Origin of the sequence: Pectobacterium hainanensis, from assembly GCF_046237015.1 — a bacterium.
GTDB lineage: Bacteria > Pseudomonadota > Gammaproteobacteria > Enterobacterales > Enterobacteriaceae > JBJYIN01.
Map to the genome: position 1 here is coordinate 105508 of NZ_JBJYIN010000002.1, position 14606 is coordinate 120113.

At 48.8% G+C, this 14606-nt stretch carries 16 protein-coding genes; all 16 read right to left on the reverse strand.

All coding sequences use genetic code 11. The features are described 5' to 3' along the window. Nucleotides 1-54 precede the first annotated feature (54 nt). Nucleotides 55-747 (reverse strand): hypothetical protein, encoded by a 693-nt coding sequence (locus ACKPVM_RS02600; RefSeq protein ID WP_409306652.1) that lies wholly within the window; start codon nt 745-747, stop codon nt 55-57. Further along, entirely contained in the window at nt 747-1076 is a 330-nt protein-coding gene (locus ACKPVM_RS02605) for a hypothetical protein (RefSeq protein WP_409306654.1), read from the reverse strand. Before ACKPVM_RS02605 ends, ACKPVM_RS02600 begins: the two co-directional genes overlap by 1 nt. A gap of 132 nt (nt 1077-1208) precedes the next feature. Then, nucleotides 1209-2114, reverse strand: coding sequence for a DUF7973 family transport facilitator (locus ACKPVM_RS02610; RefSeq protein WP_409306656.1), 906 nt, complete (start codon nt 2112-2114; stop codon nt 1209-1211). A 379-nt stretch (nt 2115-2493) separates the two neighbouring features. Beyond that, nucleotides 2494-3411, reverse strand: coding sequence for a glycyl-radical enzyme activating protein (locus ACKPVM_RS02615; protein ID WP_409306657.1), 918 nt, complete (start codon nt 3409-3411; stop codon nt 2494-2496). A gap of 103 nt (nt 3412-3514) precedes the next feature. Next, a complete protein-coding gene (gene grpM, locus ACKPVM_RS02620; protein WP_409306659.1) occupies nt 3515-6067 on the reverse strand; it encodes a glycyl radical diol dehydratase GrpM in 2553 nt (850 codons plus the stop codon). A 55-nt stretch (nt 6068-6122) separates the two neighbouring features. Continuing rightward, nucleotides 6123-6692: a DJ-1/PfpI family protein gene (locus tag ACKPVM_RS02625; protein ID WP_409306661.1), complete on the reverse strand. Its 570-nt coding sequence runs from the start codon at nt 6690-6692 to the stop codon at nt 6123-6125. Nucleotides 6693-6702: 10 nt separating this feature from the next. Continuing rightward, complete coding sequence (locus tag ACKPVM_RS02630) at nt 6703-7002, reverse strand: BMC domain-containing protein (RefSeq protein WP_409306662.1); 300 nt, start codon at nt 7000-7002, stop codon at nt 6703-6705. A gap of 29 nt (nt 7003-7031) precedes the next feature. Further along, entirely contained in the window at nt 7032-8444 is a 1413-nt protein-coding gene (locus ACKPVM_RS02635) for an aldehyde dehydrogenase family protein (RefSeq protein ID WP_409306945.1), read from the reverse strand. A 161-nt stretch (nt 8445-8605) separates the two neighbouring features. Continuing rightward, nucleotides 8606-9391, reverse strand: coding sequence for a propanediol utilization microcompartment protein PduB (gene pduB / locus ACKPVM_RS02640; RefSeq protein WP_409306664.1), 786 nt, complete (start codon nt 9389-9391; stop codon nt 8606-8608). 25 nt (nt 9392-9416) lie between these two features. Continuing rightward, nucleotides 9417-9698, reverse strand: coding sequence for a propanediol utilization system shell hexameric protein GrpH (grpH, locus tag ACKPVM_RS02645; protein ID WP_409306666.1), 282 nt, complete (start codon nt 9696-9698; stop codon nt 9417-9419). A 448-nt stretch (nt 9699-10146) separates the two neighbouring features. Next, complete coding sequence (tdcD, locus tag ACKPVM_RS02650; protein ID WP_409306668.1) at nt 10147-11346, reverse strand: propionate kinase; 1200 nt, start codon at nt 11344-11346, stop codon at nt 10147-10149. A 159-nt stretch (nt 11347-11505) separates the two neighbouring features. Then, the gene (locus ACKPVM_RS02655; protein WP_409306670.1) at nt 11506-12024 is read right to left on the reverse strand and encodes a GlcG/HbpS family heme-binding protein; all 519 of its coding nucleotides are present in this window, start codon (nt 12022-12024) and stop codon (nt 11506-11508) included. A 3-nt stretch (nt 12025-12027) separates the two neighbouring features. Then, nucleotides 12028-12300 (reverse strand): EutN/CcmL family microcompartment protein, encoded by a 273-nt coding sequence (locus ACKPVM_RS02660; RefSeq protein ID WP_409306672.1) that lies wholly within the window; start codon nt 12298-12300, stop codon nt 12028-12030. Next, nucleotides 12282-13055 carry a flavoprotein gene (locus ACKPVM_RS02665; protein ID WP_409306674.1) on the reverse strand — a complete coding sequence of 258 codons (774 nt, stop codon included), beginning with the start codon at nt 13053-13055 and terminating at the stop codon, nt 12282-12284. The genes ACKPVM_RS02660 and ACKPVM_RS02665 overlap by 19 nt, the downstream gene beginning before the upstream one ends. Before the next feature lie 45 nt (nt 13056-13100). Next, nucleotides 13101-13919: an ethanolamine utilization protein EutJ gene (eutJ, locus tag ACKPVM_RS02670; protein WP_409306676.1), complete on the reverse strand. Its 819-nt coding sequence runs from the start codon at nt 13917-13919 to the stop codon at nt 13101-13103. Then, nucleotides 13912-14601, reverse strand: a complete 690-nt coding sequence (locus tag ACKPVM_RS02675; protein WP_409306678.1) for a phosphate propanoyltransferase — start codon at nt 14599-14601, stop codon at nt 13912-13914. Before ACKPVM_RS02675 ends, eutJ begins: the two co-directional genes overlap by 8 nt. Between the last annotated feature and the right edge of the window lie 5 nt (nt 14602-14606).

The window sequence follows — 14606 nt, forward strand, 5'->3', positions numbered from 1 at the left end:
CGCTTTGCTGTTTTTTGTCCTGCAATTCGAATTATTTAGGGTATATGTGTGAATTTATTTGCCATTCTCTGGCCAATCTTCATGGGCTGCTGCCGGTTGAGTTGTCGCGGGTTTGGCGAGGAGAATCACAACAGAATCACTGGCTGAAGGGAGGGTAATGCCAAGACTTTGAAAATGAGGGATATTTTTTTGAACATCTCTCCCACTATGCCATACGGTATGTGCTGCTTCCAGTAGGCCTTTACGGTTACCGATGTAGCTTTCTGGACGACCATCAATGAGACGAAGCGATGGGTGATTATTGTCTTCGAGCGTTGCTATAAACAATTCTATATCAGGATTTTTTGCGATCCCGTTCAGCCACATTGACATACCACTATAGGTTTGGTGTGTATCACTCGCTAGTGCGCCATAATGTTCTATAAGTGTGCAATATGAGAGTGTTGCCAATCCTGCTGCTCGAAAGTCCGCTGCAACATATACCGATTCAACCTGGGGTAAACGGCTGGGGAACCCACTGGGTGCTGTTAAGTTGAATGTAAGAACAAGATTGGCTGCGATACATCCTGTCGTTTTATGACGGATATGAAAACGTACCGTATTATTTGTTTCGGCTATTAATACAGCATCATATCCATCACCATCGCGATCCTGAAGCTCTGGTAACCATGTAGCTTCAACGAAATCTTGCTGAAGCAGATCTGGCCACTTAAGTGTTTCATAATGTGATGAAATGAGTGCTGGCATCAGGCATGCACTTGTTTATAGCGATGGTAAATAGCTAGCACTTCTTCACCAATTTTTGAGTGTGAGCTCTGTGTCTTATCGATTTGATTATTAATACGTGCCGAACCATTCTGTTCGACATTCACTACGGCAACAGGAGTGACATATTCCCAAGGCTTATGCTGATGCCAGGATTCATGTACAACGAGCAACCGGGGCCGGTTTTGGCGCTCCTTAAAACTAAGTACTTCAAATTCACCAGGAATGCCGGGCAATTGTAGTTTGCCCACCTGTTCTGTGCGCATCAGCAATGTCGTAGTGGAATGGGTGATTAGCTCATTATTCTTCATGATTCATGACCTATTGCTGAAGACAAGGTTATTTGATAAGCATATAAGACAATGAAGCAGAATAAAACCCTTCGGTTAGCGAGCGTGAGGCCAGTGATAGCCCCTGCCTGAACAGGGGCTATCAGGAAAGCGTTATAGCAATGGAAGCAGAGTAAAAAATCCGATAGTACCCAGCAAATTCACCAGTGTCGTCATGATCACGATGGTAAAGGCGGGTGGATCAATGTGCGTATCACCATGTACGAGGAAAATACGGGAGATCAGTTCACCTAACAGTGCGCAAAGTATGCCGACAATTGCCGCCCAGATCAGACTGCCAGAAAGCGCGGCAACCAGTGCGGCAGGCAGTGCAATATGGTGGGATACCGGAACTTGCGTATTGAAGTGGAGGAAAATAAGCGAAAATGCCGAAATACCGAAAGCCAGCAGTGCGCCATTACCGCCAAACGAGTGACCAAGGTAACCAGCCATGAGTCCAATACCGAGGCCGAGTACGCTCAGTTGGGGGGTCCGGCTGTGGTAAGGCATCCAACATTTATCCTGCGGTGGGTAGCAGCGACGAATGCCCGCATCTGGTTTTCCCAAGAGACCCGTTTTCCCAAATAGTAGACGAACTATCACACCGGAAATCACAACAGTCAGAGCCACGGTATCCGTCCAGGCTAGGCCGGTAGGGAAGGCAGGGATCTTATTTAATCCCCAGGCGATGAGATAACCCAGCGCACCAAAAACCCCGCCAACCAGTAAGACATCGGGGGCACCTAATCCGCTTAGCCCTGCCGTGATATCCCGACCGGAAGCCAGTCTTCCTTTTTTAGCCGCGTAAGCTGTAGCGGCGACACCTGCGGCAAATCCGCCGGCGTGTGGGCCAAAAAATCCGAAGGGAAACTGAATAAAATCGGAAGGTGCTGCGGTAATTATTTGTGTTACCGCCATGGCAATCACTAATAATCCGACAAATTCAAATGCGGCCAATGCACCAATCGCGGCACCAAATATTCCGGCGCCGAAGGCAATTAAAAGATCCATGCTATTCATATAGCAATCCTCGATAATAGGTAGAGAGTGAGATAATCATATTCAGACATGATTAAATAATGCAGATGATGAACAATAATATTGTTATTCGTATACCTGATTAAGATAATAATATCCCTGTGCGGATAGCGTTTCCCCTGATATACCCGTCATACTTCAAGTTGCATGTGCGTTGGCTGCGTTCAGTCACCCGAATCACTTACTCAAGTAAGCTCATCGGGATTCCTTCGCTTGCCGCCTTCCTGAAACTTGAATTATTTAGGGTATATTTATCAGTATCAGAGAAAAACACTTATCTGCACAGGAAGCATTATCGTATTAGGTCATCATTTATTTTTTATACACCAGTCATAAAATTTAGCTTATTGATGGGTATAGATTAACCACCGATGTGACATTGGAAACCCAATGATTCAATTTCTCGTTTCAAGTTATTGACTTTTTCATCGGCAATACTGGGGGTATCCCCCATGGGATAAATTCGACCGAGCAATGTATATTTATTTTCACCGTAGGTGTGATAAGGCAATAAATGAATCGTATCCACATTTTGCATCATACGGGCGAACTCACCGATCGCTCTGATTTCCTCCGGATTATCATTCACGCCAGGGATCAGCGGAATTCTGACAACCGTTTTAGTGATAAAGGATATTCTAATCAGGTTTTCTAAAATCTTTTGGTTATCAACACCGGTATTATTGCGATGTATTTCCGGGTTGAGCGATTTAATGTCGGTCAATGCGAGATCGACATAGGGGAATACGCTCTCGATAACGTCCTTGGAGGTTAACCCAGTGGTTTCTATCGCGGTATGCCAGCCTTTTTCTTTACAGGCTTTTAATAATTCGCGTGCGAAATCAGGTTGGGAAAGCGGTTCTCCACCTGATAACGTTATGCCACCTCCTGAACGACGGTAGACATTCTCTTCCTTCTGCAACTCCCGCACGACTTCGCGTACCGTGATGCGTTTTCCCTTCATCTCTAATGCAGCTGTTGGGCAAACACGGGTGCAGTCACCGCAGTTAATACAGCGCTGGCGGTCGATAAAATGAGGATTTTGCACTGAAATGGCCTGTTGCTGGCAGGCATCAATACATTTTCCGCATTGAATACAATCGCTTTTTTTGTAGATTAATTCGGGTTCAGGACGCTGTGACTCAGGGTTACTACACCATTTACATGCCAGCGGGCAGCCTTTGAAAAAAGGAATTGTGCGTATGCCGGGCCCATCGTGCAAAGAATAGCGCTGAATATTAAAAAGTACGCCTTCTGTATCATACTGAACTTTATTCATAACATTACTCACAAACGATGCGCCGATGAGGACGCATCAAATAACGCAACCGTCCTGTTATCGGGCTATACGCCGGGGTTGGTCGTATAGCCCTGATACGCGATTAGAAATGTTGTTCGGTACGACTGATGATGTCGTCCTGCACTTCTTTTGCCAGCACCACAAACTGGGCGCTGTAACCAGCGACACGTACCACCAGATCGCGGTGTTTTTCCGGATGTTGCTGTGCTTCCAGCAAGATATCGCGGTTGATAACGTTAAACTGTACGTGCATCCCTTTACGGTCGAAGTAGCCTCTTACCATGCCGGCGAAATTAAGCAGGCCTTTGGTGCCAGCCAGTGAAGATGGCAGGAACTTCTGGTTGTATAGCGTACCGTTGGAGGCGATGAAGTGGTCCAGTTTAGCAACCGAGTTTGCCGCAGCCGTTGGGCCCAACGTATCTTTACCCTGACGCGGAGACACACCATCAGCCAACGGTTCTTTTGCCAGACGGCCATCAGGCAGTGCGCTGACATCTTTACCGAATAGCACGTTAGCGGAAACAGGGTAGATACCTGCCTGGAACTGGCCGCCACGTGGGTTGGTATATTTTTCTACTTCCTGGCAGTAAATCAGTGCACATTGGCGAGCGACCAGATCGACCTCATCGATGTCGTTACCAAAGCAAGGCGTACTTTCCAGAATACGACGGATTTCCTGATAGCGTTCCGAACCGCCTTGGCTGCTGGCTGGTTTGATGCCAGACGTGAGCTGACGGTAAACTTCATTCTTGATAGCAGCAGGATCTAACGCGCCGTTTTGTTCAATGACACGTTTCACTACATCGTAGACATCCTGTTCATTGAGAGAGGATTTCGCTGATGTGTCGCTTACCGCGCCGTTACCTACCGGATAACCAAAGTTGGCATCCAGCGCCCCTTTCAACTCATGTAGGGTAATCTTCTTATCTTCAAAAACCTGTTTCTGAATGGCGTAAACCGAGTCGCCGCTATCGGCAATGCCGAAGGCCTGTGGACCGGTAAAGTTGTAAATGGCACCACCATCTTGCAGTGATTTACCGCGACCAATACAGTCATCAACCAGCGCAGAAAGGAAAGGCAGCGGGCAACGTTCCGCATGGGCAATATCCACGCTGTTACAAGCTTCTACCAGTTGATGTACGAAATACGCCATCTGTTTCTTAAATGCGGCATAGAAATCATCCATGCTGGAGAATTGCGTGAACTCGCCGGTTACCGGGCCAAGCTGCTTGTTGCCGACCTTACCGTTGTTCAGCGTGATTTCCAGTACTTTGGCGACGTTGAAGAACGCAGAGTCATGCCAGCCTTCGGTACGGTGCGGTGACTGCGGTTCGACACAGCCGATGATGCAGTAATCGCGTGCGTCGTGCAGAGAAACCCCACGGTTTTGCAGCGCCGGGATAATGACTTCATCGTTGTACATAGCCGGAACGCCCAGACCGAGACGAGCCAATTCGCAGGCGCGATAGAGGAATTCATCTGGTGTACCTTGCCATACGCGAATGGAGAACGATGGCTGCGGCAAACGGACGTGCGCTGTCGCTTCCATACACATGTAGCTCAGTTCGTTAGTGGCATCGCGACCATCTTCGGTCTGACCACCCACGCACAGGTTCTGGAACACGGCGTAGCCAGCAAATGCCTGTGCGGAAACTTCATCGCGGGTTTTGTTGATGTCATTGAGTTTAATCCAACAGCAGTCAACCAACTCCTGAGCAAACGTCTGAGTGATGTTTTTATCGGCAGCATAGTACGGATACATATACTGGTCGAAGCGTCCGGGAGAAATGGAATGGCCGCTGGATTCAATTTGCAGCATGCTTTGCAGGAACCAGAACGTCTGGCAAGCTTCCCAGAATGTTGTGGCACCATTTTCTGGCACACGTTGACAGTTTTGTGCGATTTGCAGCAATTCCTGTTTACGCGTGGCATCGTTTTCCTGCTGTGCCAGTTGGGCGGCTTTCTCGGCATAGCGATGAGCGTAGCGAATCGCAGCGTTGTAGCTGATCAGGACAGCCTGATAGAACTGTTCTTTTTTAATGTAATCAGGTTCGCTGCGATCCAGCGTTTCCAACGCACGGTTAACTTCATTGATAATGCCACGGAAGCCAATTTTCAGGATCTTGCCGTAATCGACGCTAACGTGGCCGACGCCGCCGTAGAAGTAGTTACCGACGGTGAAGACGCCGTTGGCCATACTGTCTTTGGTGCCTTCGGACATGTAAGAGGAGGCGAGGGCGCTGGTCGTTTTGCCCGGCCAGTATTTGAAGGCTTCATACAATGCATTGGCTGTGTCTTTCGGAATAATGAAAGGGTCAGCCAAACGGGATTCCATGGTCTCGAATTCTTTTTCTACCCAATCGTAAGAGAATTCAGGGCAGATTTCCGTTGAACGTGGATTAATGGTGACTGCACCCACGATTAATTCATCTGGACGAATAGTCACAGGCAAATGATCAAAGATTTTCTCGACCACTTTCGCCCGGCGCATAATAGCGGGCAAACCTTCCGTTTCTTTATAAGCATCGGTCGCTAATACGGCGCGTTCCGCTTCAACATAAGGTTTGGCATTTAAAATCGTATTTTTAAGTCTAACGACACGCTCTGTCGGATTTAAAAAACCTTTCTCTAACATATCCATGACTCCTGAATTTTAAATTTTTTTGATCGGGTAGGCGATACAGACGCATTTATGACTTGCTGGCAATCAGCGTAATAAATTGCCGTAGCAGTTCCGGGTGCCCCATCCAGGTTGTTGCCGTGACAAGGTTGCCATCAACAACGGCCTCTTCGGCACTGGCATTGCGATAAGTACCGCCAGCAAGTTCAATTTCCGGTTTTACGGTAAAATAGGCCGTTAGCGTTTTTCCTTTGAGAATGCCAGCGGCAACTAATATTTGTGGTCCATGGCAGATAGCGGCAATGGGCAATGAGAAATTCATGGCGTATTGAACAATACTTAGAACAGACTTATTCAGCCGCAAATATTCTGGTGCACGTCCGCCGGTAATATAAAACCCACAGTAATCCTGCAAACGAATATCATCAAAAGAGGCCGTCAATCTAAATAAGTGACCCGGCTTTTCGCTGTAGGTCTGGTCACCTTCAAAATCATGAATGGCCGTTTTAATAAATTCTCCTGCCCGCTTTCCGGGGCAAACCGCATCGACCCGGAAACCTAATACACTTAATGCCTGCCACGGCACCATGACTTCATAATCCTCAGAAAAATCACCTGTCAGCAGTAAGATTTTCTTCATAGGCTAATTCTCAGAATTGATTGTCGTCATCTTCGATGAACCGCATGGCTTCATTTACCGCAGAAACCTCGCCGAAAATGGCCAGCGTGGTAATGTGCTGTGGGCAGCTACCAAAAATTTCCGAAACGACAACATTGGCGCTTTTACAGGCCGCATCGGCGTAGAAATAGAGATCCGGTACCGGCAGCATGATGAGAGCAATGGCGTCAATGCGTATCAGATCGAGCTTCGATCGAAACTCACCAGGCATTCTTCGCTTCAACATAGCCAGAATGTCGGGTGTTGGCGCATTAATGATTCGTTTTTTCATAAGGTAGCTACCCTAAGCCTGAATGGAACCTAACGGATATTAAGGGATTCAACCATGACGCAACGGCGTTGACGGGAGAATGACCGGGCTGATGTCAACCCTTCTCCGGTAGGCCCTGCGATGGTGAATGTGGCGTGTCCTTCTCCGCCAACCCCGATGCCCGCATAAGACGGTCCATTTTTGACAAAAATGGTGGTTTGAATCAGTTTTGCCATTTTGGTCAGTTTTTCGACATTGGTTGAGTGCATGATGGCGGTATGACGATTGCCGTGTTCCACCTTGACCGCAAGATCGATCGCATCGTCCACGTTATCCACTCTGACAATCGGCAGCACTGGCATCATCAATTCGTGTACGACGAAAGGATGATCTTTTTCCGTTTCAATCAAAATGACTTTGATATCAGGCGCGGCGGAAATGCCCAGTTGTTGCAGAATGAAACGCGCATCTTTACCCACAAATGCCGTATTCGGCCCGGTGCCTTTTTCGTTCATTACCATAGATTGCAGACGTTGAATCAACGACTTATCACATAGCAGGTAAGCACCACTTTTCTTCATGCAGTGGATCAGATAATCCGCTACCTGGTTGACGGCGATCACTTCCTTTTCTGCTACGCAAGGCAGGTTATTATCAAAGCTACAGCCTTTAACGATGTCACGAGCGGCCTTTTCAATATCGGCGGTTTCATCAACGACAGCGGGGGGGTTACCTGCGCCTGCGCCGATCGCTTTTTTACCGGAAGACATGACGGTTTTGACAATCGCCGGTCCGCCTGTTGCCACCAGCATGTTGACGCGCGGATCGTTAATCAACGCATTGGTGTTGTCGATAGACGGCTTAGAGACGGTGACCACCAGATTGGCAGGGGCACCCAACTGAGCCAGCTTGTTGTTAATCAACGAGACTGAATGCAACGACACCTGACGAGAACGCGGATGTGGGCTGAATACCACGGTATTACCCGCCGCCAACATACTTATGGTGTTGTTGATGATGGTTTCCGTCGGGTTGGTGGTCGGGGTAATGGAACCAATCACACCAAACGCAGAATGTTCGATCAAGGTCAAACCGCCATCGCCGCTGTAGGCACTGGTGGGCAAATCCTGTAACCCAGGCGTTTTTAATGCGGCAACGCGGTTTTTGGTGCGTTTGTCGTCATAGTTGCCCATACCGGTTTCTTCAACCGCCATCCGTGAGATGGTGTCCAGAACATCATCCTGAAGAAACACATCACGTACGCCGTTGATAAAGGTTTCACGGTCCTGCATGGAACAATGGCGATATTGCACTTGCGCCAATGCTGCCGCGGTAATCGCTTCATCCATCGTGTTAAAGATGCCTGCGCCGGAATCTGCTGCCGATGATACGGGGGCTGAAGTCGGGACGGCTTGTTTTTGCTGTGCCAACACTTGCGCCACGATGTCATCAAGTTGTGCCATACCGGATGGTTTCGGCGTATTGGCGATGGGTTCGCCACCGGTTACGGGGGCGGTTGCACTGTATTTACTCAGGACGTTGGAAACGGCCTGAGCGATTTCGAGATCGTTCATCTTTTGGTTCCTTACCTCACATCGTACTGCGCTCACTTGTCCCGATGGGATCAGATGTAGGGCGTGGTAGTCGATCTGATTTCTGACGGGTCTAACGTGGCAAGCAGTTGCAAACCGACTTCTCGTGCGGCGATCACGGCTTGACGTACTGCGCCAGAATCCCCGGCGAAAGTGAAAATCACTTCATTACTGAAACTGGTGCCGTTACCTGGGCTGGCATAGCCAATCGGGTCAATCACGGCTGCTTTGGCCGCAGCATCGGCAATCACCACGCCAATCGCCGCAGGCGAGGCACAGGTCATTCCGAATGATTTACCAATTGGTGCACCGAAGGCTTTGTTTAGTGCATAGCTCGCGCGCGCGGTGTACTGGAACTCCAGATGGCCGGCTGGTGAGCCATAAACATCACCCATGGTGCGGTCGATTTCGGACAACGAAACTTCGATAGCACGGCGAACGTCGGAAACGTCTTCCGCGCCGAAGATGATCAGCGAACCGTGTCCACCACCGCCTTCGGTATCACGAGGCAATTCGATGATCAGAATTTCGCTGTTGGTTGCTTTAATGGCTTCATCGGCGGCAAAAATATGCGGACCGGCTCCCGTGCGCGCACCAAGAATCCCGATAGAACGGTATTTTTTATCGATATTCATCAGTTCGTGCAGTTGGTGATCGACATTCGCGATCACCAACCCGATGGTATGGCCCAGCGCGGTGCCAACAAATTCCGTAAGGCCACATCCGGCGACGGAAGAGAGCGCTTTACTGCAACTGGGCGTGTCGGTCTGCTTTTTCATCACTTCAGATATAATCTGTTCAACAAGATTATCTCTCATCGGAATGACCCTCTCGGTTTAGGGATTAGCCCAGCGCTTTCGGCAGAATTTTTTCCACTTCGGTATGTGGACGTGGAATAACGTGTACAGAAACCAGTTCACCCACTTTAATGGCGGCAGCAGAGCCAGCGTCGGTTGCTGCTTTTACTGCACCAACATCGCCACGTACCATCACAGTCACCAGGCCAGAACCGATTTTTTCGTAACCAACCAGCGTTACGTTAGCGGATTTCACCATGGTATCTGCGGCTTCAATCGCGGAAACCAGACCTTTAGTTTCAACCATGCCCAATGCTTCTTGTTGCATATCAACCTCGACTATTTTAATAACGATGAATAAATCTTTTGGGAATAAGATGATTATCCTCTAGCGAGTAATCACCCGTAATATACCCGTCATACTTCAAGTTACATGTGCGTTGGCTACGCTCACTCACCCGAATCACTTACTTGAGTAAGCTCATCGGGATTCCTTCGCTTGCCGCCTTCCTGAAACTTGAATTATTTAGGGTATAAATAACTTCATTGCACTAGGATATTATGAATTTCACAGCAAAATGTTTTGCCCATCAGCGAGACTTTTTTGTTTTCTCATCGATTAACGAGACAATAAAATCCACTCTGTTGTAAAAAACATTTCCTTTCATGGGATGCTTTTTAGGCACTCAATATCGCGTGAAAATAAACAATCATTCACATTAATATTTGCAATGTGGTTCACATTAAATAAATTATTAATAATAGATGAATGCTTTTTAAGCCAGTTGCGCAATATCGGCTGCATCTTTGGCAATCATTTTCTCTTCATTGGTCGGGATCACGACAATCGTTGGCGAACCTTCGGCCGAAATGACACCACTGCGTCCGCCGACGGTGTTAGCATTTTTTTGCTTATCCAGTTTCAATCCCAGTACTGACAGACGATCGATCGTGAGCTCGCGAATCAGCGCGGAGTTCTCGCCGATCCCACCGGTAAAGACCAGTGCATCGAGTTGAGAGAGCGAAACCAGATGCGCACCTAAATGGCGAGCGAGTCGGTGAACCATCACATCAATTGCCAGACCGGCCCGTTCATTCCCATTCTCCCGTGCTTCCTGCAAGGTTCGGCAATCGCTGGAAATACCAGAGATACCGTATAGGCCGGACGCGTTATTCACGGTCTGATAGATGGTTTCAATCGACTGTTGAGTACATTTGGCGATGTAGGCGGCGGCACCAAAATCCAGATCGCCACTGCGGGTACCCATCACCAGTCCTTCTAATGGGGTCATCCCCATTGACGTATCGACGCTGCGTCCATTTTTAATTGCACAGATGGACGAACCATTGCCAAGATGCGCGACTAAAATACCGTGATTGTCTGGTTTCAGGTTCAACATCGACAACGTTTCACCCGCGATATAACGGTGTGATGTGCCGTGGAATCCATAACGGCGTACCTGATATTTATGCTGATATTCGTAAGGAATGGCATAGGTATAGGCCGATGGCGCTAGCGTTTGATGGAATGCGGTATCAAAAACGGCAACCTGGGCAAGATGGGGTAACAGCGCCATCGCGGCTTCGATCCCTGTTAGATTTGCCGGATTATGTAACGGCGCTAAAACGGAGAGCGCTTTTATTTTTTCGATGACATCCGGGGTAATTAATGCGGATTGTTTAAAATCATTACCGCCGTGCGCAACCCGGTGGCCGATAGCGGCAAGGCTATCGATCAATTTCTTTTCCGTTAATGTTTTAAATAAAACGTTGAGTGCTTCGTGGTGGCTGGCATCCTGTAATGAAATAACCGATTTATTCCCGTCATTATCTTTAAACGTAATAATCGCATTATCTAATCCCAGTCGTTCCGCTAATCCGAAAAGAATAGGCTTTTCTTCGTTAATCGGAATAACGGAAAATTTTAATGACGATGAACCACAATTAATAACCAAAACAAGCGAAGATAAGGACATGTGTCCCCCATAATTAATTTAAATAATCGGAACATCAATTAATAAGGCATACCGTCATACTTCAAGTTGCCTGTGCGTTGGCTACGCTCAGTCACCCGAATCACTTACTCAAGTAAGCTCATCGGGATTCCTTCGCTTGCCGCCTTCACGCAACTCGAATTATTTAGGGTATGTAGACATTACCGGAAACCGTTGTTGACTGAAGGCATGGAAAACATGATGAGCAATCGCCATGTCTTCTTCTACTGTCCCACCGCTGATGCCGATCCCACCGAGCAGGCGATCGTGATGCCAGCAGGGAAGGCCACCACCAATGGCACAGAAATTGGGATGTTGCTGTAGACCATAAAGATCGCCGCCAGGTTGGATCAGCGTGGCTAATTCCTGCGTTGGTCGTTTCAATGCCACCGCGGTATAGGCTTTTTGGTAAGCCAGTGAGTAACTGATCAGTAATGCGTTATCCATGCTGAAGAAATAACGTTGATGACCCTGCGCATCCACCAGGCTAAACACGATCGGCAGGGACATAGCCTGTGCAGCATCGTGAGCCAGTTGAGCCAGCAACGCTATCGACCCAAGACTCAGAGAACGTTGAGACTGTGTAGCATGTAACTCGCTGATTGCCTGTTCGATTTTCGTTTCCAGCGTCATATCTGGGCGCATTAACCGATCGTTCATTGCTTACCCCTCACCGCGTTCCATATCGTCCACAATGCCAACGATTGCGGCATCGATGACCGAATGCTCTTTACTGTTGGTCATACGAGCCGAACTGCCTGTTGCAACAATGACAATTTCGCCATTGCCCGCGCCCACCGTATCCACAGCGACCTGTGTTCGATTGGTTTGCATGAGCTGATCATCCAGACGAGAAACGATCAGTAATTTCATACCGTTTAATGACGAATGTTTAGTGGTTGAGACCACCGTTCCTGTTACTTTTGCCAGATACATGCAGCCTCCTGCGGTTGGGTTATCAGCGTAATTCTTCTATTGGCGATTTCATCACGCGCCGCTGGCGTAATCAGTACATTGGGTGTGATGTATAGCGCTTGTCCGGCATCGTGCAATCTCACATCTCGCTGGGTAATCAGGCGTTTTGTGGTGTGTGTGTGATGGACTGTCGCTGGGCGTGAATGATTTGCCGCTACGCGGGTATTCGCTTGTGCGGCAATAAAACGAATACCGAAATTTTCCAGCGTACTAATGTACTGACGCAACTGCGCCAAATACGCGGCCGGGAGTGAAGTCAACGGAGGCGTCATGTCACATTCACGATTAAGCGTTGCCAGAACACGAACATTTCCTGCTAGCGCCAGATAAGCGATGCGGCTAGCTAAATTGTCACGAATACCGATCGCGATTTTGGTCAGGCTATTACTGGATAGTGCAGGCAGCAGTAACATTTCGTAACGTTGCAGACGTGCTGGCGCGATATCCGTTTCCGTGAGTATGCGTGCATGTGCTAAACACTCGTCGGCTATGGTGCGAAGAGCTTGTGCACTTTGGGAAAATAGTAAATGCACGGTATAACCCGATTGCGCTAACGCGTTCAGATAGCGGCACGTTGTCGGAAACCCGACAGCATCGTCACCCGTGATCAGTACCAGCACCGTATGCTGGGGAATGACGAGGGCGTCCTGAACCTTGGCGGCCATGACATCGACGATCACTTTATCGATCAGTAATGACAGCGTTGGGTTCATCATTGGTCATGCCTCGATTGATGATTCATAGCCGGTAATTCCTGTTGTTCAGGCCGCATGCATGGCGATGCCCAATGGCGTCACCAGCAGAGGTTCGATGGACTGAATGATTTGCTTTCCGGTCGTTTTACGAAAAACCTCAGGAAAAGCGGAGAAGCTACTGGCACCGCCGACAACGTAAATTTTCCTCACGTTGTAAGACGCCAGCCACCCCTGCGTCAGACTGGCCATTTTTTCCACTACGGGACGGACTACTGGGAAAATATTGTCTTCCTGAAGCCTATCCCTTTTCATTAACTCTGCATCGGCATAATCAATACCTAATGCGCCAGCTAACACCAACGTCATATGCGTACCGCCAGTGGGTTCATCCGCGGAAAAAATGACTTTGCCATTACGCAAAATACTGAGTCCGGTGGTTCCGCCGCCGACGTCGACGACGGCACCGTTGCGGATTTTCAACGCGGAGGCCGCTGCGACCGGTTCATCCACGACGTGGGTGACAATCAGGCCCGATGATTCCACCACGTTGGCAATGACCTTGGTGTTCCCCTCGGAGATGCCCGGTGGAATTGCCGTGGCGGCATGAGTCAATTCCTGCCCAAGCCGATCTTCCAGTTGCTGCTTCAAATCTTTTACGACCTGCGTCGCCGTCAGGTAATCAACCACAATGCCGTCTTTTACGACGGATGACGGGTAGGTAATGCCGGTTATCGGGTCGTTGTTTTCATCAAGTACCACAATGGCAATATTGGCCGTTCCCAGATCGACGCCGACTTTCAATGTGCCGCGATGTTCACGGCAGGTTTGGGTAGCAATATATTGCGCCAACGTATGCAGTCGGGTCTCAACGGAAACGTCAGCCATGGTGTTCTCCCGTCAGAATGCTGACCCGATCGCCATTGCGTAAGCCGTAGGCATTGGCTTCTTCCACATCAATGTGCAGTTCCAGAACGGAGTCTTGTGTTGCCCGGATAATGACGTTTTGCATCAGGCCACCACGTTGACCGTTTGCCTGAATGCTCACTTCCATTCCGTCATGCAAACCGTTACGTTCGGCTTCTTCCGGAGAAATGTGAATGTGCCGCCAGGCGACAATCACGCCGCGATCTTTTTTCACGCTGCCTTTCGGGCCGATAAGTTCGATACCCGGAGAATCCTGTAGGTCACCGGACATTCTGACGGGGGCTTTTACACCCAGTGAAAAGCCATCCGCGACAGAAATTTCCACTTGTGTACTGGGGCGCAATGGACCGAGTACCCGGACATTTTTGATATCGCCTTTGGGACCACGAAGGGTGATGGTTTCTTCCGCCGCGAATTGACCGGGTTGCTTGACGGCTTTCATTCGCGTAAGCGTTGAACCATAGCCGAATAGCACATCCATATCTTCACGAGAAAGATGAACATGGCGATTAGAGATCCCCACCGGTACCTGAAGCGTTTCTGGTGCTGGTGTGGCTGAAGTAGACTGTTGTTGATGGCGTGCAGCCAGTTCCTGAAGAACTTGCTGGGTAATCCATTCGACTTGTTGCTGAGTGACATTCATACGTT

What these genes read in the sequence shown, in the direction of transcription:
- ACKPVM_RS02600 (WP_409306652.1), bottom strand. Translation starts at nt 747, where the DNA reads ATGCCAGCACTCATTTCATCACATTATGAAACACTTAAGTGGCCAGAT.
- ACKPVM_RS02605 (WP_409306654.1), bottom strand. Translation starts at nt 1,076, where the DNA reads ATGAAGAATAATGAGCTAATCACCCATTCCACTACGACATTGCTGATG.
- ACKPVM_RS02610 (WP_409306656.1), bottom strand. Translation starts at nt 2,114, where the DNA reads ATGAATAGCATGGATCTTTTAATTGCCTTCGGCGCCGGAATATTTGGT.
- ACKPVM_RS02615 (WP_409306657.1), bottom strand. Translation starts at nt 3,411, where the DNA reads ATGAATAAAGTTCAGTATGATACAGAAGGCGTACTTTTTAATATTCAG.
- grpM (WP_409306659.1), bottom strand. Translation starts at nt 6,067, where the DNA reads ATGTTAGAGAAAGGTTTTTTAAATCCGACAGAGCGTGTCGTTAGACTT.
- ACKPVM_RS02625 (WP_409306661.1), bottom strand. Translation starts at nt 6,692, where the DNA reads ATGAAGAAAATCTTACTGCTGACAGGTGATTTTTCTGAGGATTATGAA.
- ACKPVM_RS02630 (WP_409306662.1), bottom strand. Translation starts at nt 7,002, where the DNA reads ATGAAAAAACGAATCATTAATGCGCCAACACCCGACATTCTGGCTATG.
- ACKPVM_RS02635 (WP_409306945.1), bottom strand. Translation starts at nt 8,444, where the DNA reads ATGGCACAACTTGATGACATCGTGGCGCAAGTGTTGGCACAGCAAAAA.
- pduB (WP_409306664.1), bottom strand. Translation starts at nt 9,391, where the DNA reads ATGAGAGATAATCTTGTTGAACAGATTATATCTGAAGTGATGAAAAAG.
- grpH (WP_409306666.1), bottom strand. Translation starts at nt 9,698, where the DNA reads ATGCAACAAGAAGCATTGGGCATGGTTGAAACTAAAGGTCTGGTTTCC.
- tdcD (WP_409306668.1), bottom strand. Translation starts at nt 11,346, where the DNA reads ATGTCCTTATCTTCGCTTGTTTTGGTTATTAATTGTGGTTCATCGTCA.
- ACKPVM_RS02655 (WP_409306670.1), bottom strand. Translation starts at nt 12,024, where the DNA reads ATGAACGATCGGTTAATGCGCCCAGATATGACGCTGGAAACGAAAATC.
- ACKPVM_RS02660 (WP_409306672.1), bottom strand. Translation starts at nt 12,300, where the DNA reads ATGTATCTGGCAAAAGTAACAGGAACGGTGGTCTCAACCACTAAACAT.
- ACKPVM_RS02665 (WP_409306674.1), bottom strand. Translation starts at nt 13,055, where the DNA reads ATGATGAACCCAACGCTGTCATTACTGATCGATAAAGTGATCGTCGAT.
- eutJ (WP_409306676.1), bottom strand. Translation starts at nt 13,919, where the DNA reads ATGGCTGACGTTTCCGTTGAGACCCGACTGCATACGTTGGCGCAATAT.
- ACKPVM_RS02675 (WP_409306678.1), bottom strand. Translation starts at nt 14,601, where the DNA reads ATGAATGTCACTCAGCAACAAGTCGAATGGATTACCCAGCAAGTTCTT.